Source organism: Terriglobia bacterium (assembly GCA_020072645.1).
In the GTDB taxonomy this organism is placed as follows: Bacteria; Acidobacteriota; Terriglobia; order Terriglobales; family Acidobacteriaceae; genus Angelobacter.
Genome location: JAIQGK010000005.1, coordinates 134,844 through 158,584, shown reverse-complemented (window position 1 = coordinate 158,584; position 23,741 = coordinate 134,844). Strand labels below are relative to the sequence as shown.

The following is a 23,741-nucleotide window of genomic DNA, read 5'->3' as shown; positions in this document are numbered from 1 at the left end:
GGACCCCTATTCACCCTTGGCAACAGGAAAGCCCTTGTCTTTCCAATCGACGCCAAAGCTGGTAGCCAGATAAAGCACGCGCACCTTACTGAAGCCCTCTTTCTTCAACTCGGCAAATGCCGGACTGATATTGGGGCAGTGGTCCCAGGGACAGCAGCCACAGTAGATGACTACCGGCATATTTTTTGGCAATGACGCACCGCGAGTACGGAGCGCCGCCATGCCGTCTGGTTGGCCCACCGGGCCGATAAACTCTGCGCCGGGTATGTGGGCCTGAGTGTAAAAGGCCTTTGGGCCTACATACAGGACTGTGGGCTTTTGCGTTCCGGAAGCCTTCATCGCCATGACTAGTTTGTCAGGCTGAATCTGGCTTGCCGCTGGCACATCGTTGGCCACGCTTTGCGCGGAAGCAATCACCATTGCCGTAAGCAGAGCTGCAAGTGATGACAGTCGCAAAAGAAAAGTACTGGTTGATCCAAGGTTCATCAGGGCCGCCATTCTGTTTTTTGAAGATGAAAGAAAATCTTAATCGCTGGTAAAGACGAGAGTCAATTTGAGCGATGGCGTAACACGGGCCATTATGAGTCTGTACTTAACCGTTTGATTCTACTGGAAATATAAAATTCTTTGCCTTGTATATCTAAATGATATCATTTCGATAACAGACAGAGAACAAGCTGCCTGTTAGATCAAGGAAACTCCGAAGATGAATACCAACAAAGTCACTGCCGCGCATGAACAGGTGGTCCGCGTACAGAACGGATGGGCGATGCTCGTCCTGTTGCTCGCTGCCCTGCTTGCGGATATCGGGCTCATGGTTTTCTCCATTAAGGATGGCGTTGAAACAACCGGCGAGCCGCACGTCGGCCTGCTGCTGCTTTCGATTTTGGCATTGCCATTCCTCATCATCCTGCTGACCGGGTTTTTCACCCTGCAGCCGAACCAGGCACGCGTGCTGGTGCTGTTTGGCGCTTACAAAGGCACGGTTCGCACGCCGGGATTCCACTGGGGCAATCCGTTTTATAGCCGAGGGCCGCAAGGGAGCAGCAATTTTCAGGCGCGGATCGCCGCAGCCAAGGGCATTGCCACTGCGCCGGCTTCAGAGCAGAAGACGCTGGGCAGCAACAAAATCTCGCTGCGCGCGCGCACGCTGAACGGCGACAAGCTCAAGGTGAATGACAAGCGCGGCAACCCGATTGAGATTGCGGCTGTCGTAGTCTGGCGCGTGGAAGACACGGCGCAAGCCATGTTTGACGTGGACAGCTACCAGAACTATGTGCCCATACAGAGCGAATCGGCTTTGCGGCACCTGGCCAGCCTCTATGCCTATGACCATTCTGAAGAAGACACCGAGATCACGCTGCGCAGCAATGTGGACGACGTTTCGAAGTCGCTACGCGATGAGTTGCAGGAGCGGCTAAGCAAAGCCGGTGTGGTGGTGGATGAAGCGCGGCTCACGCATCTGGCCTATGCACCGGAAATTGCGCAGGCCATGTTGCGACGGCAGCAGGCGGAAGCCGTCATCGCCGCGCGCACCAAGATTGTGCAGGGCGCGGTGAGCATGGTGGATATGGCGTTGAGAGAGTTGGCGGAAAAATCCGTGGTACACCTTGACGACGAGCGCCGCGCGGCCATGGTCAGCAATTTGATGGTGGTGTTGTGCGGCGAATCTGAGGTGCATCCGGTGGTGAACACCGGCACGCTGTATGCATGAAGCTTTTTTATCGCAGCGCTAAAGCGCTTCTTAAGTTAATGTGCTCTGACAGGCTTACCTCAGCGGCTTGAGCCGGGAATCGACGAGCACTTACCGCAGGCATGAATGCCTGCTCCACCCCGAGAGGGATACAGCAACTCTGGAACTGCGGCCAAAGCCGGTCGCAGACCAGAGGAGATAACAACCAAGATGAAAGCAAGCTGGTGACAATGGCAGAACGGAAATCATTTCTTCTGCGGATGGATCCCGCGCTCTGGGACGAACTGGAAGGCTGGGCGCAGGCCGAGCTGCGCAGCGTGAACGGCCAGATTGAATACATTCTTCGCCAGGCCGTGAACAAGCGCAAAGGGGAAAGGGCCGATCTGCCGCAGCCTGAATCAGACGATCCGAAAAAATTACCGTAGCAGGTTACGGCAAAACTAAGCAGCTTCGGTCTTGGCTTCTCTGCGATGCAAGGTGCGGAAGGTAATGGAATATCGCAGTTCTTTTACCGGAGGGATGCTGTGCTGGAATTTCCAGCGGGCAGGGCCGCGCATCACGTAGATGGAACGCCGCTCCAGCGTAAGCGCCACTGGCTTGCCTTCCGCCTTGTATGGTTTAAAGCGCATGCGCGACGTGCCGGCCAGGGAAATGCCGATGACGGCGCCAAACTGCGGAGCGTCGCGATGCCAGCCGATGGGCGCGCCAGAAGAATATTCCGTGACCATGCCTTCCACCAGATCAGCAGCAGAGATGCCGGCGAATCGCGCTGCACGCTCACGCATCGGCGAGAGAAACACAGGAAAGCTTTGTGTGGGCGTGGCCCTGCGCGTGGTGAAGTCATATTCAAAACCAAATTCCAACACGCGACGCTTGGCTATGTATCCGTGAAAATCAAATGCCTGAAAAGGCAGCTCACGGAAGATTCGGACCAGATCAGCTTCTTCCGCTTCACTAAGAAAGTCCGCTTGGTAGAGCAGACCTTCAGGCAAATTGTCGATAGGGAAAAGCGTGCCGGAGGTGATGGAAGAGCCCATTTCTTAATAGATGCCGAGCTTTATGAATGTGATCCATAGAGAAACGATCTGGAGATGACCACGCCATCCATCCTGTAGACACGCTACTTTGGATTGAACTCCGGTGTTACCTACTTTGTCTCTAAAGGCTTCTTAGCGGGAGCTTACAAAACTCAACTAGGAAGCTATACAGTGAAGCAGGTACACTGAACTGTGTTCAAGGACGGCTACCATGACTTCATTCTTGCGAGCTGTAGCTTTGGGTACATTGGCGTTTCTGATTGCCGGTTGCGGAAGCAAGATGCAGCCCTCGATCGCATGCACGCAGGCGCTCCCGGTGGAATTTGCCTATATGCTGGGGTCGAGCAGCAACAGCACCGCGGTCTCAATGTTCACGATCAACTCCTGCACCGGTGCCTTCACGGCGATGACGCCGGCAACGGTATCAACCAGCGTCGGGCCAGGACAGCAGGGCGCTGAAGATATGGTGGTGGACCCGCTCGGCAGGTTCGTCTATGTAGCCAATCTGATTTCCAATTCTGCTCCCAACCAGGCCACCATCGCCATGTTCACCGTCAATTCCTCCACGGGCATTCTGACCCCGACCAATCCGCCTACTGTCCCTACGGGCTTCCTGCCGCAGGCAATCGCCATCGATCCCGCAGGCAAGTTCGTTTACACGGCCAACAGCGATGACAACACGGTTTCAATGTTCACAGTCAATGCCTCCACCGGGGTCCTCACACCCACGACGCCGGCATCGGTTGCCGCCGGCCGAAGCCCCAACTTTTTGACGGTGCATCCCTCTGGCAAATTCCTATACGTGATCAATCAAGATGACTTCACTGTTTCGATGTACACCATTGATCCGAACACCGGTGTGTTGTCGCCCGCCACGCCAGCCACAGTGAGTAGCGCCGGCGGCGATTTTGGAATCACCGTCGATCCTTCCGGCAAGTTTGCTTATGCGGTGAGCAACTTTTTCAATTCGGTAACGACGTTCAGCGTCGATTCCACCACCGGCGTGCTGACGCAGACTGGAACCGTCGCAGTCGGCCAGGGGCCGACAGCCATTGCTCTTGATCCCACCGGAAAATTCGCCTACGTGACGAACCGGGTCGACAACACCCTTTCACTTTTCAACGTCAACCCAGTAAATGGAAGCCTGACACCGAACGTTCCCGCCACCATCCCGACCGGATCGCACCCGTTCCAGATCCAGTTTGATCCCGCACGGCGGTTTGTGTATGTGGTTAATGAGGAGAGCCCAGCCTCCATTTTCAGCATGAATACGAATGGCACGCTCAACTTCATGGGCATGACTGGATCCGGCGCTCTATCACTGGCCATAACTGCCGGCAAATAGACTTGTTTGGGGGAAGTTTTGCAAAACAGCCATTTCCAGCCGAACTTGAGCTACCCGTTTGCGACAGTCGTTCATCCATCTTTCAAATTATTTGGGACTCTTCCGATTCGCGACACGAAAGGATGGGAGTAAGCAGAGTAGCTTAATCCCAAAGACCCGACCCTATAAAAATCCCGCATCTACTCTGGATCTATGTAGACTCCACAGAACGTCACCGTCTAAATCCTGACACTCGGAGAGAGTTCCCCTAATGCAGAAACTGAAGAAACTGCTATGCCCGAGTCTTGTCGTTTTCACTATTGCGGTTTGCGCCGCGCTTGCCGGATGCGGCGGGAGCATGGCGTCCTCATCGTCCACTACGGCCAACAGCTCCAACCCGGCACCTAGTCCGGGCGCCAGTCCCAGCCCAACGCCTACAGGCGGCACACCAAGCAATGCCCAGATAATTTCCGACATACAGAAGCTCACCGGATGGCAGACTTGCGTGCTCTCCTGTGCGGGAGCCCCGGCGGCGGTCTTCTCTATGACGCAGGGGATCGCCTCGCCGTCGCTAAGCGGATCGTCTGACCGGTTCTCACTGCTGGCAGGCACGAGCAGCTTTGGCGCCGTGATGTGGTTCAAGGCCCTAGGCGCGCACAACAGCGCCACGCATTTTCTTTTTGACCTGAACTTTTACGTGGACAATCCGGGCGCGGCCCAGGCACTTGAGTTTTACGTGACCCAAAGCACCGGCGGCGCGCGCTATAACTTTGGCACGCAGTGCGACCTGGCGGGCGGCCATGCCTGGCGCATGTGGGACAACATCGGGAAGAAGTGGGTAGCTTCTGCCGCTACGTGTCCAACGCCGGCGGCCAAGACCTGGAACCATCTGGTCTTTGAGTTCCAGCGCCAGACCGGCGGCGACGTGATCTTTACCGCCGTGACCATGAACGGCCAGCGCAGCGTGGTAAACCTGAGCATGCAACATACCACCGACTCCAGCAGCGGCCTGGATGTCGCCTATCAGTCAGACGCGAACGGCTCGGGAACGCCGTATTCAGTCTGGCTGGATAAGATAAGCGTAACGTACTGGTAATTCGTCTTAGCGCGGATCGGCGCGGATGAAAAACCTACCACAGAGGCACCGGGGAAGATTGGGATCGAGAAGAACCAGGAAGCATTTCGCGAGAATCCGGTGTGATAGGAGGTCAAGGTTTCCACGACCGAGAACAAGTGGCAGGGCTGACTTGAGCGCCTTGCCCGAGCGCGAAGTCATGCGCGAAACGCGCTCAATATGTAACGGCCTTCAGTCCCTGTGACGTTTTTTGCCACAATAAGCATAACCATAAGAATAGTTCTCAGAGGAATGGCGCGGCCAGCCTTGACGGCGTATTGTCAATGCATGCCGCAGGAAACTTTCGTCGTGCCAGACTCGCTCGCCGGAAAACCGGTTGCCAGATTTCAAGCCGGCAGCTAATTCCTTTTAGCGCGATAAAAGAGATTTCCATTACAGCCAGGCCGTCTTTTCAAGCGTCAAGCGGCCATCGAGAGTGGGCTTCAAACCGAAAATGGTTGGCATTACGACCAAATCATACAGCCTGAATTTGGCGTTAACGTAGTTTTTGCAGAACGTCGATAAAGAAATTAGCCCATAATTCCGTTCCATCCACTTAAATTTGGACACCGAATAGTCCTGCAGTTGGCCAGGTCAAAACAGGATTCTTTAACTGCCGAACCGTTCCACCGGATAGACGCCGGTACATTTCAGGATATTATGCACATAAGATGCCGGAAGATAAGCCAGCCGCCGACGCAAGAGCGCAGGGCGCAGGTACCGCGCCGTCTTCGGCGAGCGATGCTAAATTTGCGACCACTACCACCGCACAGGGAGAGCCGATGGAGATCCACGCTCCGGACAAGCCGATTCATTCCAGGAAAGAATTCATGTTCCATATGTTTACCGTGGTGCTGGGCATCCTGATTGCGCTGGGGATGGAGGGCATTGTGGAGTGGGCACACCATCGCGCGTTGGTGCGTGAGGCGCGGGAGAACATTGCCACCGAAATCCGCAAAAATAAGGAAACAGTAGACACCGACCTTGCCGAGATCCGCAAAAGAGAAGAAGAGCTGAACCATGTAATTGAAGCAATGCGGCAACTGGAAACAGACCCCGGTTCGTTTAAACATGGTTTCCTGGGCTTTCATGTTGTGAACCATGACCTGTATTCCACGGCATGGCAAACGGCCACGGTGAGTGGGGCGGTAACTTATATGAAGTATAACGAGCTCAATCGGTACACCGATGTTTATCTTACGCAACAAGCTTTTACCGGCTTTCAGGAGCAGGCGTTGAACCAGATGATTGCGATTGGCGGCATGATGGAAGTCACAATGAAGGACCGCGACCTGAAGAAGGTGCCAGCCGAGAAGTTTCAGGCGATCGCTCAGGAAGCCTACAAGGATTTGATCATCCAGCAGACGCTGGAAGGCATCAGTACAGACCTGAGCAAGACCTATGGTGATATCTTAAAATCGATGTAACTCTGCTAAACTTTGAGCAATGTCCTTTCCCGTCACACGCATGCGCCGCATGCGCCAGACCGACTCGCTGAGGTCGCTGGTGCGCGAAACCCGTCTCACGCCTACCGGTTTTATCTACCCGCTGTTTGTGTGTCCGGGCGAAGGCGTGCGCAAAGAGATCAGCTCCATGCCGGGAGTGTTTAACCTGTCGGTGGACGAAGCGGTGAAAGAGGCGCATGAAGCGAAGTCGCTAGGCGTGGGCGGAATCATTTTGTTTGGCTTGCCGGAGAAGAAAGACGAAGTCGCTACCGGCGCGTGGGCGGATGATGGAATCGTGCAGCGGGCCACGCGGGCCATCAAGCGCGAAGTGCGAGACCTGGTTGTGGTCGGCGACGTTTGCCTGTGTGAATATATGTCGCACGGGCACTGCGGGATTGTGCAGAAGAGAAATGCCGCGGGCGGAAATGGTGGTTCGGCATCGAAGCGGGCCGGCAGCGGCAATGGCGGAAGAAGCGCCGTGGCGACGCAGGTCGCGGCTGAGGTCGAATATGAAATCCTGAACGATCCGACGCTGGAAATCCTGGCCAAAACCGCTGTCTCACAGGCTAAAGCAGGCATGGATATTATTGCTCCGTCCGATATGATGGACGGCCGCGTCGCTGCAATTCGCAAGGCGCTGGACCATGCAGGCTTCCTGAATACGCCCATCCTTTCTTATGCGGCCAAATTTGCTTCAGGATTTTACGGTCCATTCCGTGAAGCTGCGGATTCCACGCCGCAGTTTGGCGACCGCCGTTCTTACCAGATGGATGGCGCGAATATCCGCGAAGCCATGCGCGAAATTTCGTTGGACATCAAAGAAGGCGCGGACATGATCATGGTTAAGCCCGCCATGCCTTACCTCGATGTGATCAGTGAAGCGCGCCGCCGTTTTGATTTGCCCATCGCCGCTTACCAGGTTTCTGGCGAATACTCGATGCTGCAAGCGGCCATCCGCAACGGCTGGCTGGATCGCGATCGCGTGATCATGGAATCGCTCACGTCAATCCGTCGCGCAGGAGCGCAACTGATTCTCACCTATTTTGCGAAGGACGCGGCAAAGTTGCTGGGATAGCCGCAACGCTATCACTGCACATAAAAGCCCAGCCCAACCTCACTTGGGATCGACTTTGTGTTCCTCCGACTCGTTATCCTCTTCTTCCGGATTTTCCGCCGCCTGCTTTAGATAACTCACATTTTTGATCGCGCCCATCGCCAGCCAGATCATGCCTATGATGGCCAATGCCGCCAGCGGAAATGGCAGCCATCGCCACCGCAGCTGATCTTGCGTTTGCTGCAATGCCTGCAGCGCTTCACGGTGCGCATTTTCCGTGGCCATTTCAAGGTTAATGATCTGTAAATCCTGCGGCGCCGCGCGATATTTGGCGAGAAAATCTTCCGGCAATCCCTGTCCCACCGCCAGCTTCCTGCGTTCTTCAATCAGGGGCTGCACGGCTTGCGCGTACCACTTCTGCTCTGCCGCTACCAATCCCTGCAAGAGCTTGTCATTCTGTGCGTCGGTGTTTGCCTGCGCCAGTTGCTCGATTCTTTGCTTGTCGGCCTGGAGTAGTCCTGTGTTCGCGGAATTTCCATCCAACAGGTAACGATTGAACGATACGTCCATCTCGCTCAGGCGATTAATCGCCTCTGTCCTCATCTGCTGTTGCAACATCGCTTGCTGGTAGCTGCTCAGCGCTCCATTTAGCCGATAAAGCTCATAGCCGTAAAACCCCAGCGCGGCCGCAGCCAGCAAGCCAAGCAGCAGCACGCCTATGACGCGAAGCCACGCGGCACGGGCCAGCTTTGCAGGCGGAACGGGAATGATCAATGTGGAAGACATAGCGAGCCAAGGCTAGCACAACATTCAGCTGCGTCAATGAGCAAATGCGATGCCACGCGATCACCGCTGTATAAGCAATCGATGCTCCTTAATTCTTCATTCATGGCGCAGCGCGATCATGGGATCGACTTTCGTCGCCCGGCGTGCTGGAACCCAGGCCGCGCCCAGGGCCACGATCATCATCAGCAAGGCGGCGCCGATCAGAGTAACGGGATCACCCGGTTTAATCTCAAAAAGCTGGCTGGCCAGCAGGCGCATCAGAAGCAGCGAGCCAATCGCGCCACAGACCGCTCCTGTGACCGCAAGAACAGCAGCCTGGCGCAGGACCAACCCCAGCAGGCTGCCTGATTGTGCGCCCAGGGCAATGCGAATCCCCATTTCCCTGGTACGCTGGCGCACTGAGTAGGAAATGACGCCGTAGATGCCGATCAATGTGAGGATCAATCCGGCGGCGGCGAATATGCCGAGCAGCCATGTGCGAAAGCGCGGCTCGGCCACCGATTCTGAAATGACCTCGCCCATGGTGCGCGTCTTGCTGAGAGGCAAGTCCTTATCCACGGACCAGACCGCCCTTTGCACTTCGGAGATGGCGGCGGCCGGATCCAGCGAACTTCTCACCAGAATATGGACCCGCTGGGAAGGATTCTGTAGCAGCGGGAAATATGCCTGGAGACGCGGCGGCGCATTTAGGCCGCTGTCGCGCGTATCAGCGACTACGCCCACAATTTGAGACCCGGTTTTGTCATCGGCGTCGAACTTCAGCTGCTTACCGATTGGGTCCTGGCCGGGAAAAAACCGCCGCGCCATAGATTGGTTGATCAGTGCGACGGAAAGCGAGCCAGTTGTATCGTGCTCATTGAAAATGCGTCCCCGCTGAATGCGAATCCCCAAAGCCGAAAAATAATCGGGAGTGACGGAGCGTATCTCAAGGGTGGTTTTCTTTTCGGTGCTTCCCAGGACGGCCGGATCGAAACTGCTCACGGTGAGACTTCCCGTAAGAAGCGGGCTATTGGTCAGTACCACTCCACTGAACTGTGGCCGGGCGTGAAGGGCTTGAAGCAGCCGTTCCAGAAAAAGATGCTGAGAATCTTTTGAATCGTACAGGGCTTTCGGCAGCGCTAGCTCTCCGGTCAGCAAATGGTCAGTGGTCAGGCCTGTATCCACCCTGAGAAGCCGCATCATGCTCTGCGCCATGAGGGCCGACCCGGTAAGCAGAACCAGGGCCAGCGCCACTTCAGCAACCACCAGAAAGCTACGCAGAGAAACCATGCGGACAGGCGCGGAGGATGCCGCGCTGTTGTCTCTGATCGGCAGATTCAGGTCGCCACGCGTAATCGTCAAGGCCGGTGCCAGACCACAAAGAATGCCGGCAAGCGCCGATACGATCAAGGCAATCAGCAGCGTGATGGGTTCCGTGCGCAGTTCCTCGATTCGAGGAAAGCCCGCGGGGGCCAGAATGCGGAAGAGTCGCACACCGGCGATCGCCAGGGCTGCCCCGGCCACTCCACCGGCCATAGCCAAAAGAAGACTTTCAATCACAAGCTGGCGCAGGATGCGCCCGCGGCTCGCGCCCAGTGCGGCTCGCACCGCAATCTCCCGTTGTCGCCGCAGACCTCGTGAAAGGACCAGGTTACTCACATTGGCGCAGGCAATGAGCAGCAGAAATCCTACCGCGCCCAGCAGCGCCAGCAACTGGGGCTTGCCGTTGCGGGTTGCGTTAGCTTGAAGCGTTACCAGCGGAAATTGAATGCCCGTGGCGTCCTTAGGATATTGATGCGCTAGAGCGGAGGCGATGCCGTTCATCTCAGACTGGGCCATGGCGAGCGGAACATCCGGCCGCAGCTTTCCGAGGGTCATATACATCCAGGCCTGCCGCTCCCGCAGGTGTTCCGGCGGAATATTCCTGGGAACCAGGGCATCGATGTTTGTGGGGAATGCAAACCCCGAAGGCAAAACACCGGCAACCGTCCAGGGCTTCTGGTCCAGCGTGATTATCTTCCCGACAATACTCCTGTCTCCGCCAAATCGGCGCTGCCAAAGTCCGTAGCTCAACAGAACCACATCGCCGTCTTTTCTCTGCTCATCTTCTGGGCGAAAATCGCGGCCCACAACCGGATGAACTCCGAACAATGTCAGAAAACCAGAAGATACATCCGCAGTGCGAAGCTGTTCCGGTTCGCCGCTTCCCGTCAGATTTCTCGCCCGCGTTTCATAGGTCGCAAGAGTCTCAAAGGAATGCGACCGTGCCTCAATGTCCTGAAGATTGGGAATTGACTGGCCAATAGTGAACTCTGGAAACATCGTGCTGGTCGTCCAAACGTGCACCAGCCGCGAGGAATCCTTATACGGCAGTGGACGCAGCAAAACCGTGTTAACGATGCTGAAGATTGCGGTCGAAGCGCCAATGCCCAGCGCCAGCGTCAGCATGGCCACTGTAGTGAAGCCGGGCGATTTGCGCAGGCCCCGCAGTCCGTAACGAACATCCTGGGCCACACTTACAATGGATCTCCGCGAGATCTCGCCAATGCCTGACATCGGGTTTCCTCCTTACGTGGTCTTTCAGCGAAAGCCAAGAGTCCCAAATCGCTCCGTGTGGCAGGTCAGCTCGCGATTCAAGTCGGTCAGGATCCTGCCGCCATTTCCAAAAGAGCAGCCACGAAATAAACCTTTTTGTCGCGACCATTGTTGATCGCCGCTATCTTTAGACGACCGTGAGAACCTTTTGTCGCGATCATCTTAGTCGATCAGAGCAACCTTGTCGTCGTTTCATCTCCATGGGGCCGCGACGAATCCCAACCCCCTTCCACGCTATCTAATGTAGGGCGGATGAGAAGTAGGGCAAACTGCAGATGGGAATATTTCCATTTGGCTGAGTGCTGATTGCTGACTGCTGAGTGCTGCTTTACAATCGCTTGTTTGCCTGCTTGGTCTCAAGAAGAGAAGATTTTTCCAACCAGAGGGAGCTCTACTTTGCCAGATACCATTTATGACGTTGCCATCATCGGCGGCGGGCCCGGCGGATACTCAGCCGCTTTCCGCGCCGGCCAGCTTGGACTGAAGACCTGCCTGATTGAAAAAGAGGACAAGCTCGGCGGCACATGCCTCCACGTTGGCTGCATCCCCACAAAAGCTCTGCTGTTCAATGCTGAAGTGTATGACCACCTGAAGGCCGCTGAAGAATATGGCATTGACGGCCTGGGCGCGGGCAAGCTCAACTGGAAAAATATCCAGGACCGCAAGAACAAGATCGTCGCCAAGCACACCAAGGGTCTGGATTTCCTCGTGCGAAAGAACAAAGTTGAGCGAGTGCTCGGTTTCGGACGCCTCACCGGTCCGGCCAAAAACGGCGTCCATACCGTTCAGGTGGATGGCGCTAAGGGTGCGAGTCAGGTGCAGGCGAAAAATATCGTTCTGGCCACCGGCTCGTATGCGCGCATGCTGCCAGGCCTGCAAGCGGACGATCGCATTCTCACCAATATTGAAGTGCTCAGCCTGCCGACCCTTCCCAAATCGATGGTGATAATTGGCTCCGGCGCGGTTGGCGTGGAATTTGCCTCCATCTATCGTTCATTCGGCGCGGAAGTCACGGTAATCGAAATGCTGCCGCGACTGGTGCCGGTGGAAGATGAAGACGTGAGCAAAGAACTGCTGCGCTCGTTCAAGAAGAAAGGCATCAACTGCTTCGTCAACACCAAAGTAGAAAAAGTTGAGAAGACGAAGAATGGCGTCTCCGTAAGTTTCACGCCGAACGGTGAAGCCACGCAGAAGCTGGAAGCGGAAAAGGTTCTGGTTGCCGTGGGCCGTGGGCCCAACACCGAAGGCATTGGCCTGGAGAAAGCGCCAGGGATCAAAGTGGAGCGCGGTTTCGTTCATACCAATGAATGGATGGAGACCGGCGAAAAGGGCATTTACGCCATTGGCGATATCGTTGCCGGCATGCCGCAGCTCGCGCACGTCGGCTCAATGTGCGGGATCGTCGCCGTAACTCGCATTGCCGGCAAGCCCGCCAAAGCCGTTAACAAAAACCACATTCCCGGCTGCACCTATTGTGAGCCGCAGATTGGCAGCGTGGGCCTGACAGAAGCCAAAGCCAAAGAAGCTGGACATCAGGTGAAGGTCGGCAAGTTTCCGTTCACCGCCAACTCCAAGGCCACCATCATCAATAACCACGAGGGCTTCATTAAGGTTGTGTCTGACGCGAAGTATGGTGAAATTCTGGGCGTGCATATCATCGGCCCGCTGGCCACGGAGCTGGTTGCGGAAGCCGTAACTGCGCTGGAACTGGAAGCCACGGTCGAAGACATGATGTTTACCATCCACGCGCATCCCACAGTCTCAGAGGGCATGCTCGACGCCTTCAGCTCGGTGGAAGGCAAGGCGATCAACGCGTAAGAAAGCAATTGGCAATTAGCAGTTAGCTTTTTCTGAAATCCCGAGCGCAGCGAGGGAGCCCTTTAGCCACGATTCTCTCCGGGAGAACGCGGCGATGTTTTTCGCGAATCGATGGGCTATTGATCGCCAGTTGATCATCAAGAGCTATCCTGCCTTTCGTTCGACGAAACAATTGGCGCAGCAATCGTTTTTTTTTCTGAATCGTGTTTATTCGCGTCAATTCGCGGCTAAGTTTTTCCGCAGATCGCAGTTCCTTCCCGTGTCGCAACGTTCCGCGCAAAGAACCAATCCACGGCTTTAGCTGGGCCAATTGCTATTTGCCAATTGCTAGCTGCTTTTCAGGAAACGTTTCCTGTTCCTGTGGTATCAAATCAACAGGAGGGCCCTGCCATGCCTATCGATCCGGTTTGCAAGATGGAAGTCAGCATTGCCGATGCGGCTGCGAGCCACGATTATCACAGTGAAACGCTCTATTTCTGTTCCATTGACTGCCTGCGCAAGTTTGAGAGCGACCCCGCTGTTTACATGGACGACATGGGAGACGAAGAGCGGATCGCCTAAACCAAGCGCTAGTTGGAGTTGGCCGGAGTTGCTGCTGGCTGCTCTGTTGTCTCATCAGGCAGCTTAATGCCGTGCCAGGGACAGTACTTCCAGCTCGGTTCAAGTTGCTCTTTTCCTACTGGACAATACTTGGGCGGACTCAGGGAGGAGAGAGGCAATCGCCACGCGTAGATGTTCGTGGACGATCCCATCAGGTTTCTCACTTGCATCGAAATCTCTGAGGGTTTAAGCGGGTTTGTAGAGGTGGTTCCAGCAGGGTCTGTGGTGGGAAACAAGAGAAGGTACGAACTCTCACGAAAGCTACCCTGCATGGCCTTGAGTGTGGGTTTCAGGGTGTCAAGCAGGACCTGTATGTCCAGCGGGACTACTTCGATTGGCCGGTAGATGTTACCGTTTGAGTCGAACAGCACAGTTGCTTTTCGTATCTCCTCTTCCGTCCGCCATTTAATATTGCCGGTCTCATTTGTACCCGCTGCAATCAGGAACAGATTGTATTTCCTGAGTGGAAGGAATTTCTTACGCGCCTCCTCGCTGCTATGGCCCTGTTTTTCCCATCCTATCTCCCAGAAATCGGTCGGTATCCACCAGAACATTCCAATCTTGTTATTTCTAGTCTCAATCTTCTGTGTCTCTCGGAGTAGTGACGGCAAGTCGACTTCGGGTTCGCGGATGATGATTCCACCGATAATGCCACCGCTTCCAGTCTTTTTATCGGGAGTTGCGGACGGCTGCTGGCAAAACCCGGCACAGGCCGCGAAAACAAGCGTAACGAGCAGGACTTTCTTGATCATGGTGATCCATGATGGAGCAACTCCGTTAAAACTTCAAGAATCGCCACGAGAGTTTATGGCTCCGCTCCCATACAATGAAGTTATGCCCCTCCGCGTCATCAACGTCCTGTATCTCGGCCGCGTGGATTACTCCATCGCGCTTGAGCTGCAGCAGACGCTCGTCCGCCTGGTGAAAGAAGGACGGATCAGCCACACATTGCTTCTGCTGGAACATCCCCCGGTCATCACGCTAGGACGTAATGCCGGAGCACAGAACATCGTCGCATCGCGTGAGTTCCTGTCCACCAATGGCGTTGAACTGCATGAGACTGATCGCGGCGGTGACGTGACCTTTCACGGCCCCGGCCAGCTTGTCGGTTATCCCATTTTTGATCTGCGCGCTTTTGAGCCGCGCATCGGCGCCGTGGACTTTGTGCGAAAGGTGGAAGAAGTTCTCATCCGCACCTGCGGCGATCTCGGCGTTGTCACCGAACGCATCGCTGGACTTACCGGCGTGTGGACGCAGAATGACCCGCCCGGAAAAGTCGCCGCCATCGGCGTTCATATTTCACGCGCGGTTACCTCGCACGGCTTTGCGCTGAACGTGAACACCAATCTCGACTATTTCAAACTCATCGTCCCATGTGGGATAACAGACAAGCCCGTGACCTCTTTAGAGCATGAGATGGCGCAAAGCGCGCTTAGTCGCGGACGCACAGTTCCGGCGCTTGATGATCTGTCCCAGCAGGTGGCGCGCAACTTCGGCCGTGTCTTTGAAGCGCAGACACTCTGGCTGGAGTCTCTGGATGCGCTGCTCTCTTCACCTGGAATGTCTGAGTACGATACAACCCCCGCCAATCAGGACACGCCGGCCCGCGCACCAGATGAAATTCGCCGCATGGTGGGCAAAAAAGACACGTTTATCGTCTGAGTGCACAAACTCCGTGGCAGTAACTTTCATCCTACTTACAGCTTATGCCCGCCGAACATCGCAAACCGTACCTTGAGGCCCATCAGCAGGTCCGGAAATCCGGTGGCCTCAACTTGTGGTTCAGCCGTTTTGCCAGCGGCACCGCGCAGATCGTCGGACATCCTTATATGTTCCTGCTGGCCGTTGTTGTCCTGGTGCTATGGGCTGCAAGCGGGCCGTTCTTCCATTTTTCCGACACTTGGCAGCTCATCATTAACACAGGCACAACCATCATTACGTTTCTCGTGGTCTTTCTCATCCAGAACACGCAAAATCGAGACGCCAAAGCGCTTCACCTGAAGTTGGACGAGCTCATTCGCTCACATCATCCGGCAAACGACGATCTGATCGATATCCAGAAGCTTTCCGACGAAGAGCTGGACGAACTGGAAAAGCGCTACGAAAAAATCCGCAAGGCCTGTGAAGCCCGCCGCGCAGGCAAGCCGCCTGAAATCGTGGCGCAGCATGATTCAGCGAAGCACAATTCAAATAATGGCGCAAAGCAAAATGCTCCGGCGACAGCCAAACAGAAAACCCCAGTCGCCTGACTCCACGCTCCTGCGCCGTAGGCGCTTCTTCCCTTCAAAGAATTCATCATGAAAGCAACCCGTTACATCGGTACGGCTGGTTGGAACGTCCCGGGAATTCATGCGCGACATTTTGATAGTGAAGGGACCCACCTCATTCGTTATAGCCGTAGATTGAATTGCGCGGAGATCAATTCCTGCTTTTATCGCGAGCATAAAACGGAAACCTACCGCAAATGGGCGGCATCGGTTCCAGAAGACTTTCGGTTTGCCGTAAAGGCCCCGCGAACAATCACGCACGAAGGCGTATTGCGCGTTCAAGGCGAGGAAGCGTTAGTGCGCTTCCTGCTCCAGACCAGCGCGCTGGGCGAAAAACGCGGCCCGGTGCTTTTGCAGATACCGCCGAGTCTGGTATTTGATAAAGCCGCAACGCTGTCTTTCCTCAGCATGTTTCGCGGGCTTTATGATGGACCGGCTGTTTTAGAACCACGGCACGTGAGCTGGTTTGGCGCGGAGCCTGATTCCATATTGCGGGAATTTCATGTGGCGCGCGTGGCGGCTGATCCAGCCCTGGCGCCGGAAGCCGCGCAACCCTCGGGCTGGCCGGAGCCGGTTTATTTTCGTCTTCATGGATCGCCCAGACGCTACTACTCCGCTTATTCTGAAAAGTTCATGTCCCTGCTGGCGGAAAATCTACGGCAATTTTCAACCACCGCGTGGTGCATCTTTGATAACACTGCCTCTGGCGCGGCCCTGGGCAATGCACTGGAATTGACTGCGCGGACATAGAAATCCTTAACGTCCCCGATGATGTTATGAGCCAATCATCCGAGTGCTAAACTAATGGAGTCGTATGCCTTCGAAACCTAAACCTGACAAGAATGCCAAGATGTCCGTAAAAAAATCTTCATCCAATGGCAATCGTGATAACGGCGGCGCAGGCCATGGACGCTCCGCGGCGGCTGTCCGCATAAACCAATACGGCATCCCTGACTGGCGTCTGGAGCAACCGGAATTCGAGGTCCGCGAAGTGAGCGACGGTCCTGAAGTCCATTACGAGATTAAAGGCAAGCTCAACACTCCGGTGCCACCGATTCGCGAATCAAAATATCTCACCAAAGAACAGCACCTGGAGCTTTACCGCTGGATGGTGATGAACCGCCGCATGGAAGTGGCCCTGGAAAATCTTTACAAGCAGAGCAAAGTCGTCGGCGGCGTCTACTTTGGGCTGGGACAGGAAGCCTGCTCCTGTGCTTCGGCTTACGCGCTTGGTCCCGACGACTGGTTTGCGCCGATGATCCGCAATCAGGGCGCGCAACTCGTCCGCGGTTTCCACTCGCGCGACATCATGATGCAATACATGGCCAAGGCTGGCTCGCCGACCAAGGGCAAAGACGGCACCTCGCACTATGGCGACATCGAGAAGCGCCACATGGTCTCACCCATCTCCATGCTGGGCGATCTGCTGCCGGTGATGGCCGGCGTTTCTCTCGGCGCGCGTCTGCAAGGCAAAGAACTGGCCTGCCTCACCTGGATCGGCGATGGCGGACAATCCACCGGCGTGAGCTATGAAGGCATTAATTTTGCCGCAGTGCGCAAGCTCGGATTGGTGCTGATCATCGAGAGCAATCTTTGGGCATACTCCACGCCCACGGAATATCAAGTCAACGTAAAGGACTTGGCCAACCGCGCCATCGGCTACGGCATGCCCGGCGTAATTATTGACGGCACTGATGCTTGCCAGGTCTACGACGCGACCTATGAGGCAGTGGAGCGAGCGCATCGCGGCGAAGGACCGACGCTGATCGAGGCCAAGCTGATGCGCATGAAAGGCCACGCCATCCACGACGCCGCGGCATATGTCCCCAAAGAGATGCATGAGTTCTGGCGCAAGCGTGATTGTATTGACCGCTTCCAGAAATATCTTCTGGAGAAAAAATGGCTGACTCCGGCGCAGGACAAAGAAATGATTGCCGCGATTGAGAAAGAAATCGACGCAGAACGCGAATTTGCCGAGAACTCTCCGATGCCGGAAGGTCACACCGCCGCCGAAGGCGTCTTTTGCAACGGCTGCCATGAGATCAAGCCGAAGTATGGCATGCCGCAAAAAGCGCGGCGCAGCGAAGGCAAACTGAAGGAGAGCGAGGCAGCGATACATTTCAAGTAAGCAATTAGCATTGGCAATTTGCCAAAAACATTAACCGCAAAGGACGCAAAGAGCGCAACGGAAACCGGGAACTCACCGCAGAGTACGCTGAGGAAATAGCAGAGCATTTTAAATTCGAGATTTGGATAATTCGCCGCGGTCTCTCGGGTTCTCCGCGATAAAGTTTTCTTCCTTTGCGGCCTTAGCGCCCTTTGCGGTGAACAGGTTTGCTAATTGCTATTTGCTAATTACTAAGTGCTAATTTATGGCCCAAGCAACATATCTCGAAGCAATACGGCAGGGACTCTGGGAAGAGATGGAGTCCGACCCCACCGTCTTCTGCATTGGTGAAGACATTGGCATTTATGGCGGCGCGTTCAAAGTCACGGACGGCTTTGTTCACCACTTTGGCACGCAACGCGTGATCGATACGCCTATCGCCGAGTCGGCCATTGTGGGTGCGGCATTTGGCGCGGCGCTTACCGGCATGCGTCCCGTGGCGGAGTTCCAGTTCATGGACTTCATTGGATGCGCATTCAATCAGATCGTGAACATGGTGGCCAAGTCGCATTATCGCTGGGGCGCGCCCGCTCCGCTCGTCCTGCGCGGCCCCTGCGGCGGCGGCGTGCACGGCGGCCCGTTCCACTCGCAAAATCCGGAAATGCATTTTGTGCACACGCCCGGGATGAAAGTTGTTGCGCCGGCTACGCCCAGTGATGCCAAGGGCCTCATCAAGTCTGCCATTCGCGACAATAATCCCGTACTGTTCCTCGAGCACAAGTTTCTCTATCGCCGCATTAAGGAAGAAGTGCCAGAGAACGGCCACACTGTTCCTATCGGCAAGGCGCGCGTGCATCGCGAAGGCCGCGACCTCAGCATCATTACCTATGCCGCGATGGTCCACACCGCGCAAGAGGCCGCTGATATCCTGGCCAAAGAAGGAATCGAGATTGAGATCATTGATCTGCGCACGCTCTGCCCGCTCGATCGCGAGGCCATCACGCAGACCGTGAAGAAGACCAACAAAGTTATTCTTCTTCACGAAGACACAAAGACCGGTGGTCTAGCCGGCGAGCTAGCGGCCATCATCAATGAAGAAGCTTTCGACGATCTGGACGGCCCCATCGTCCGCATTACGGCGTTAGATACGCCGGTGCCGTTCTCTCCGCCGCTGGAGCATTTTTTCCTGCCCAAGGTGGAGGATGTGGTGAGAGAGGCGCGGAAGCTGCACGCGTACTAAGCTTTGTCTGAAATCCCGAAGCGGAGCGAGGGGTCCCTACCCGCAAAAATAGGTTTAGGGACTGCCCTTATTTTGTATTTTGCCCGCAGATCAATCGCGATTATAGGGATCTCTCGCTCCGCTCGAGATTTCAGAAAACCCCTATGGCCCGCTCACCACTGGCAATTCCACAAAGCTCGCCTGTCCCGGCTGATGGTAAATCCGCTGCGTGGCTTTCTTATAATCTCCCGGCTTGGCCCAGAAAATATTCGGCACAAAGGTTTGCGGATTGCGGTCATACAGCGGGAACCAGCTTGACTGCACTTGCACCATGATGCGATGTCCGGGCAGAAAGACGTGGTTAGTTGTCGGCAGCTCAAAGCGATAAACCAACGGCGTATCGGCCTTGATTGGCTTCGGTGTCTCCAGGCTCTCGCGATAGCGCCCGCGAAAAATGTCCATCGACACAGCCAATTGATAGCCACCCATCTGCTCCTGGCCCGCAACTTCATCGGGATAGACATCAATCAGCTTCACCACCCAGTCAGAATCCGTGCCGCTGGTGGAAGCCACAAGATTCGCCACCGGCTGCCCGCTGATTTTTACCGGCGCGGTGAGCACCTCTGACGTGAACGCCAGCACGTCAGTCCGGCCAGAGGCTTCGCGCTGATCGTCGACGAGCCACAGCGGCCAAGTCAGGCCTTTATCAATGTCATACCCCACCGGTCTTGTAGGGCGTGCGCGGAACGGAACAGGCTTCGCCGGATCGGAAATATATTCTTCATAGGCAGCGTCGCCCGCTTTTGGCGCAGAGAATCCCGCCTTCATTCCCGCATTCAAATAGAGCGGCGTCGCTTTCGGCGCGCATCCACTGGCGCAGCCTGACGGCCACGCATTGAGCTTGCGCCACGTGTTGGTTCCGGTCTCAAATGCCGACACCGGCGGCACGTCAGCTTTCGGCGCGTCATCTTTCAGGTAATGATCCAGGAATGGGCGCAGGATCTCCCGCCGAAAATACAGCCCTGTATCGCTCGAGAACTTCAACGCGCCCAGCGTGCTGCCGTCGCCAATCTCCTGCCCGTGGTGCCATGGGCCGATTACCAGAAAAACTTTATCGTTATCTTTATCTTTGGGCTTAATGGCTTTGTACACCGCCATGGCGCCGTAAATATCTTCCTGGTCCCAAAGGCTGTCCACCAGCATTACAGGCACTTTCAGCGGCTGCGCGGCCAGAATCCTATCCATGGCCTGGTCTTTCCAGAATGCGTCATAGCTGGGATGTTCCAGCACTTTGCGCCAGAAGCCGATTTGCTCCAGCCCATGCAACTTGCCCAGCTCTCCGGCTGACCCGGACTGCATATATAAGTCATAGTCATCAAAATGGTCAGTCCACCACTTAGCGTCATTCTTGCGCGTAGCCACCTGCTCGTAAATGTAAGGCATGTTCTGTTGGCGAAACGCGCCATTGTGGAACCAGTCGTCGCCGCGCCACCCGTCCACCATGGGGTTCATCGGGACAGAAACTTTCAGCGCCGGATGCGGGTTCACCAGCGCCATCAGCGGCAGAAATCCGTCATAGGAAATTCCCAGAATGCCCACCTTGCCATTGCACTCCGGAACATTCTTGACCAGCCAGTCAATCGTGTCGTAAGTGTCGGTCGAGTGATCGACAGGTGTTGGATTCAGCGGCCCATGCAGCGGACGGTTCATCACATAATCGCCTTCAGATCCGTATTTGCCGCGCACGTCCTGCACCACGCGAATGTAGCCGCCTTCCACAATCACTTCCGTGGCATTGTCATATCCCCAAAGCGTGGGCCCCAGGTGTGAACTGTGGGCACGATTCGTAAGCTCGTCCGCGCTATAGGGCGTGCGCGTCAGCAGGATGGGCGCAGGCTTGGCCTTGGTGGCGCTGCGCGGCACCAGGACCACCGTGTACAACTTCACGCCGTCGCGCATGGGGATCATTACCTCGCGGCGCTCATAATCGAAAGTGGGACCGCCCGGCGGTTTCAGATTGTCCGGCGTCTCACTGGGATAGTTGGGATATTTCGGCGCGCTCTGTGGCTGCTCCCTCGTCTGGGCTTGCGACGGAACGTTGCAGAAAAGGACAAACAAAGCGACAACAAACAACGGTAGCATGGACAAACGTTTCAGTAGCATGGCGACCGCGATTATAAACTTTTCTGAAATCTCGAGCGAAGAGCGAAAGATCGCTGCCACCATCCACCGGCCTTGGAAGCACAGAACGCACAGAGTTGATTTACACTAGTGCACTGATCGATTCATTGAGCCTGAAGAGCGTAGTGGTCATAGGGATCCCTCGCTACGCTCGGGACTTCAGAAGCTGCGCTCGGGATAAAGAAAAATGTACTATCTGCTCAAAACCGAACCCACCGTTTACGGCTTTGCCGACCTGCAAAAAGAGCAGTCCACCATCTGGGACGGCGTAACCAATCCTGTGGCGGTAAAGAACCTGCGCGGCATGAGCAAAGGCGACAAGCTGGTGATCTATCACACGGGCGACCAGAAAAGCGTAGTCGGCACGGCCACGGTCGAGTCGGTGGATGCCGCTGATCCCAAGGTTCCCAAGGTCAGGATCAAAGCCGGTAAGCTCATCTCCCATCCCGTTACGCTGGCGGAGATAAAAACCAGTGAACTGTTTGAAAGCTCCGCGCTGGTCCGCCAGGGCCGGCTCTCCGTCGTCCCGCTGAGCAAAGAGCAATATGACTGGCTCACCGGCCGTTAGCCCCCGCACGCAGCCGCTTCGCTGATTTATAATCAAGGGTTGATCTAACCAGCGTGAACACACCTGTGGAAGGAACTCATGGCAACTGATGTGGTAATGCCCCAAATGGGGGAATCGATCTTTGAAGGCACGATTACCAAGTGGCTGAAGAAACCGGGCGATAAAGTCCAGCGCGATGAACCCCTGTTTGAAATTTCCACCGACAAAGTTGATGCGGAGATTCCCGCACCAGCGGCCGGCGTGCTGAAAGAGATCAAGGTCAAGGAAGGCGCCACGGTGCAGGTAAATACCGTGGTGGGCGTGATTGATGCTGAAGGCAGCGCCGCAGCGGCAACTCCGCCACAGCCCGCCCAGTCTGCTCAAACCAAGCCTGCTCCAGCCCAGTCTTCTTCGTCCAAAGCTGCACCGCAAGCCGATGGCGCGCCAGCAGCCCAGCAGCCTCCAGCCACGGAAAAATCAGCTCCGGTACAGGAAGAAAAGGGCTCTGCTCCGGCTGGGGCCAACGGCGGCGCAGGCGTTGATGTGGTGATGCCGCAGATGGGCGAATCGATTTTTGAAGGAACCATCACCAAGTGGCTAAAGAAAGTTGGCGACAAGGTACAGCGTGACGAGCCGCTGTTTGAAATCTCCACAGACAAAGTGGACGCGGAAATTCCCGCGCCTGCCGCCGGCGTGCTGCGCGAAATCAAAGTCAAGGAAGGCACCACCGTACAGGTAAACAGCGTGGTGGCCGTGATCGGCGGAGCGGGCGGTCCGGCACAAGCTGCTCCGGCAAAGCCGCAGGCAGCCCCGGCTCAGCCAGCACAACAACAGCAGCCTCAGGCTCAGCAGCCGCAGCCGGTTGTCAGCTTCCCTGCAGGCGATCGCGGGCAGGATGGCGAGCGTTTGCGCTCGTCACCGCTGGTGCGCCGCATGGCGCGTGAGAACAATGTTGATCTCAGCCAGGTCCCCGGCACCGGTCTGGGCGGACGGATCAGCAAGAACGATATCCAAAACTTTATCCAGCAGCATGGCCAGGGCGGAGGCAGGCCGCAGATGGTCAGCACACCGCCACCATCGCGCCCCGCGCAGCAGCCCGAGGCTCAACAACAGCAAGCACAGCAGCAGCAGCAGCCGCAGCAACAAACGCAGACACAGCCTGTTCCTGTACCACAAATTCAAACTGTTCCCGGTGAAGTTGTCCCCATGACGCCGATGCGCAAGAAGATTGCCGAGCGCATGGTGGAATCCAAGCGCGCCAGCGCCCACGTGCATTCGGTTTTCAAGGTGGATATGACGCGCATCGCCCGGTTCCGCGAGAAGAACCGCAAGGCGTGGGAAGCGCGTAACGGCGTGAAGCTTACATTCCTGCCGTTTATCGCCAAGGCTATGCTGCATGGCATCCGCGTAAAGCCGATCATGAACTCATCGGTTGTGGGCGATGGCATTCAATATCACAAGAACGTGAATATCGGCATTGCTGTTGCCCTGGAGTGGGGGCTGATTGTCCCGGTGGTCAAGGGCGCGGAAAACCTCAGCTTTGTAGGATTGCAACGCGCTATTGTCGATCTGGGCGAGCGCGCACGCACCAAGAAACTAAAGCCGGACGACGTGCAGGGCGGCACCATCACCATTACCAATCCTGGGATCTATGGGCCGCAGTTCGGATTGCCCATCATCCTGCAGCCGCAGGTAGCGATCCTGGGCATGGGCGGCATCTTCAAGGAGCCGGTGGTTGTGACCGATGAAGACGGCAACGATTCAATTGCCGTTCGGCACATCATCCGTCTCTCCGTGGGTTACGATCATCGCATCATCGATGGCGCGGACGCCGACCAATTCATGGTGGCAATAAGAGAGTATTTAGAGGGCTTTAATGAGGATATAGGGTAGAGAGATCCTTCGCGCTAAGCTCTCAGGATTTCGCCTGCAGGCTCCCGCTTCGCTCACGCCTGCAAATCGGCTCAAATTCATG

Annotated in this window: 21 protein-coding genes; 15 read left to right on the top strand and 6 right to left on the bottom strand. The window is 55.9% G+C overall.

Going from position 1 to position 23,741, the window contains the following annotated elements; translation table 11 throughout:
* Positions 1-6: 6 nt before the first annotated feature.
* Positions 7-498 carry a rhodanese-like domain-containing protein gene (locus tag LAO76_09215; GenBank protein ID MBZ5491098.1) on the bottom strand — a complete coding sequence of 164 codons (492 nt, stop codon included), beginning with the start codon at positions 496-498 and terminating at the stop codon, positions 7-9.
* A 271-nt stretch (positions 499-769) separates the two neighbouring features.
* On the opposite strand from LAO76_09215, the gene LAO76_09210 reads away from it, so the two are divergent.
* A complete protein-coding gene (locus LAO76_09210) occupies positions 770-1,714 on the top strand; it encodes an SPFH domain-containing protein (GenBank protein MBZ5491097.1) in 945 nt (314 codons plus the stop codon).
* A gap of 209 nt (positions 1,715-1,923) precedes the next feature.
* A complete protein-coding gene (locus LAO76_09205) occupies positions 1,924-2,118 on the top strand; it encodes an Arc family DNA binding domain-containing protein (GenBank protein ID MBZ5491096.1) in 195 nt (64 codons plus the stop codon).
* A 15-nt stretch (positions 2,119-2,133) separates the two neighbouring features.
* Here LAO76_09205 and LAO76_09200 read toward each other — a convergent pair whose 3' ends face one another.
* Complete coding sequence (locus LAO76_09200; protein MBZ5491095.1) at positions 2,134-2,730, bottom strand: alpha-ketoglutarate-dependent dioxygenase AlkB; 597 nt, start codon at positions 2,728-2,730, stop codon at positions 2,134-2,136.
* A 211-nt stretch (positions 2,731-2,941) separates the two neighbouring features.
* On the opposite strand from LAO76_09200, the gene LAO76_09195 reads away from it, so the two are divergent.
* The 4 genes from LAO76_09195 to hemB all read left to right on the top strand — a co-directional run bounded on the left by LAO76_09195 (position 2,942) and on the right by hemB (position 7,688).
* The gene (locus tag LAO76_09195; GenBank protein MBZ5491094.1) at positions 2,942-4,075 is read left to right on the top strand and encodes a lactonase family protein; all 1,134 of its coding nucleotides are present in this window, start codon (positions 2,942-2,944) and stop codon (positions 4,073-4,075) included.
* A 250-nt stretch (positions 4,076-4,325) separates the two neighbouring features.
* The gene (locus LAO76_09190; protein MBZ5491093.1) at positions 4,326-5,150 is read left to right on the top strand and encodes a hypothetical protein; all 825 of its coding nucleotides are present in this window, start codon (positions 4,326-4,328) and stop codon (positions 5,148-5,150) included.
* A gap of 689 nt (positions 5,151-5,839) precedes the next feature.
* Positions 5,840-6,595: a hypothetical protein gene (locus LAO76_09185; GenBank protein MBZ5491092.1), complete on the top strand. Its 756-nt coding sequence runs from the start codon at positions 5,840-5,842 to the stop codon at positions 6,593-6,595.
* Between the two features lie 19 nt (positions 6,596-6,614).
* Positions 6,615-7,688, top strand: coding sequence for a porphobilinogen synthase (gene hemB / locus LAO76_09180; GenBank protein MBZ5491091.1), 1,074 nt, complete (start codon positions 6,615-6,617; stop codon positions 7,686-7,688).
* 39 nt (positions 7,689-7,727) lie between these two features.
* Here hemB and LAO76_09175 read toward each other — a convergent pair whose 3' ends face one another.
* Positions 7,728-8,453: a hypothetical protein gene (locus tag LAO76_09175; protein MBZ5491090.1), complete on the bottom strand. Its 726-nt coding sequence runs from the start codon at positions 8,451-8,453 to the stop codon at positions 7,728-7,730.
* 96 nt (positions 8,454-8,549) lie between these two features.
* Positions 8,550-10,988: an ABC transporter permease gene (locus LAO76_09170; GenBank protein MBZ5491089.1), complete on the bottom strand. Its 2,439-nt coding sequence runs from the start codon at positions 10,986-10,988 to the stop codon at positions 8,550-8,552.
* Between the two features lie 435 nt (positions 10,989-11,423).
* On the opposite strand from LAO76_09170, the gene lpdA reads away from it, so the two are divergent.
* A complete protein-coding gene (gene lpdA / locus LAO76_09165) occupies positions 11,424-12,845 on the top strand; it encodes a dihydrolipoyl dehydrogenase (GenBank protein MBZ5491088.1) in 1,422 nt (473 codons plus the stop codon).
* A 390-nt stretch (positions 12,846-13,235) separates the two neighbouring features.
* A complete protein-coding gene (locus LAO76_09160; protein ID MBZ5491087.1) occupies positions 13,236-13,406 on the top strand; it encodes a YHS domain-containing protein in 171 nt (56 codons plus the stop codon).
* An 8-nt stretch (positions 13,407-13,414) separates the two neighbouring features.
* Here LAO76_09160 and LAO76_09155 read toward each other — a convergent pair whose 3' ends face one another.
* Complete coding sequence (locus LAO76_09155; protein MBZ5491086.1) at positions 13,415-14,197, bottom strand: hypothetical protein; 783 nt, start codon at positions 14,195-14,197, stop codon at positions 13,415-13,417.
* Between the two features lie 82 nt (positions 14,198-14,279).
* On the opposite strand from LAO76_09155, the gene lipB reads away from it, so the two are divergent.
* The 5 genes from lipB to LAO76_09130 all read left to right on the top strand — a co-directional run bounded on the left by lipB (position 14,280) and on the right by LAO76_09130 (position 19,059).
* Positions 14,280-15,107: a lipoyl(octanoyl) transferase LipB gene (gene lipB / locus LAO76_09150; GenBank protein MBZ5491085.1), complete on the top strand. Its 828-nt coding sequence runs from the start codon at positions 14,280-14,282 to the stop codon at positions 15,105-15,107.
* Between the two features lie 44 nt (positions 15,108-15,151).
* The gene (locus LAO76_09145; protein ID MBZ5491084.1) at positions 15,152-15,694 is read left to right on the top strand and encodes a low affinity iron permease family protein; all 543 of its coding nucleotides are present in this window, start codon (positions 15,152-15,154) and stop codon (positions 15,692-15,694) included.
* A gap of 48 nt (positions 15,695-15,742) precedes the next feature.
* Positions 15,743-16,462: a DUF72 domain-containing protein gene (locus LAO76_09140; GenBank protein ID MBZ5491083.1), complete on the top strand. Its 720-nt coding sequence runs from the start codon at positions 15,743-15,745 to the stop codon at positions 16,460-16,462.
* Between the two features lie 64 nt (positions 16,463-16,526).
* On the top strand, positions 16,527-17,840 hold the full coding sequence (locus LAO76_09135; GenBank protein ID MBZ5491082.1) for a thiamine pyrophosphate-dependent dehydrogenase E1 component subunit alpha: 1,314 nt from the start codon (positions 16,527-16,529) through the stop codon (positions 17,838-17,840).
* Positions 17,841-18,084: 244 nt separating this feature from the next.
* Positions 18,085-19,059, top strand: coding sequence for an alpha-ketoacid dehydrogenase subunit beta (locus LAO76_09130; GenBank protein MBZ5491081.1), 975 nt, complete (start codon positions 18,085-18,087; stop codon positions 19,057-19,059).
* A gap of 141 nt (positions 19,060-19,200) precedes the next feature.
* Here the strand turns inward: LAO76_09130 and LAO76_09125 are convergent, their stop codons facing one another.
* Entirely contained in the window at positions 19,201-21,180 is a 1,980-nt protein-coding gene (locus tag LAO76_09125) for a CocE/NonD family hydrolase (protein ID MBZ5491080.1), read from the bottom strand.
* A 226-nt stretch (positions 21,181-21,406) separates the two neighbouring features.
* On the opposite strand from LAO76_09125, the gene LAO76_09120 reads away from it, so the two are divergent.
* Together LAO76_09120 and sucB are read left to right on the top strand one after the other, a co-directional pair.
* Positions 21,407-21,787, top strand: a complete 381-nt coding sequence (locus tag LAO76_09120; GenBank protein MBZ5491079.1) for an EVE domain-containing protein — start codon at positions 21,407-21,409, stop codon at positions 21,785-21,787.
* A gap of 78 nt (positions 21,788-21,865) precedes the next feature.
* The gene (gene sucB, locus LAO76_09115; protein MBZ5491078.1) at positions 21,866-23,659 is read left to right on the top strand and encodes a 2-oxoglutarate dehydrogenase, E2 component, dihydrolipoamide succinyltransferase; all 1,794 of its coding nucleotides are present in this window, start codon (positions 21,866-21,868) and stop codon (positions 23,657-23,659) included.
* Positions 23,660-23,741 lie beyond the last annotated feature (82 nt).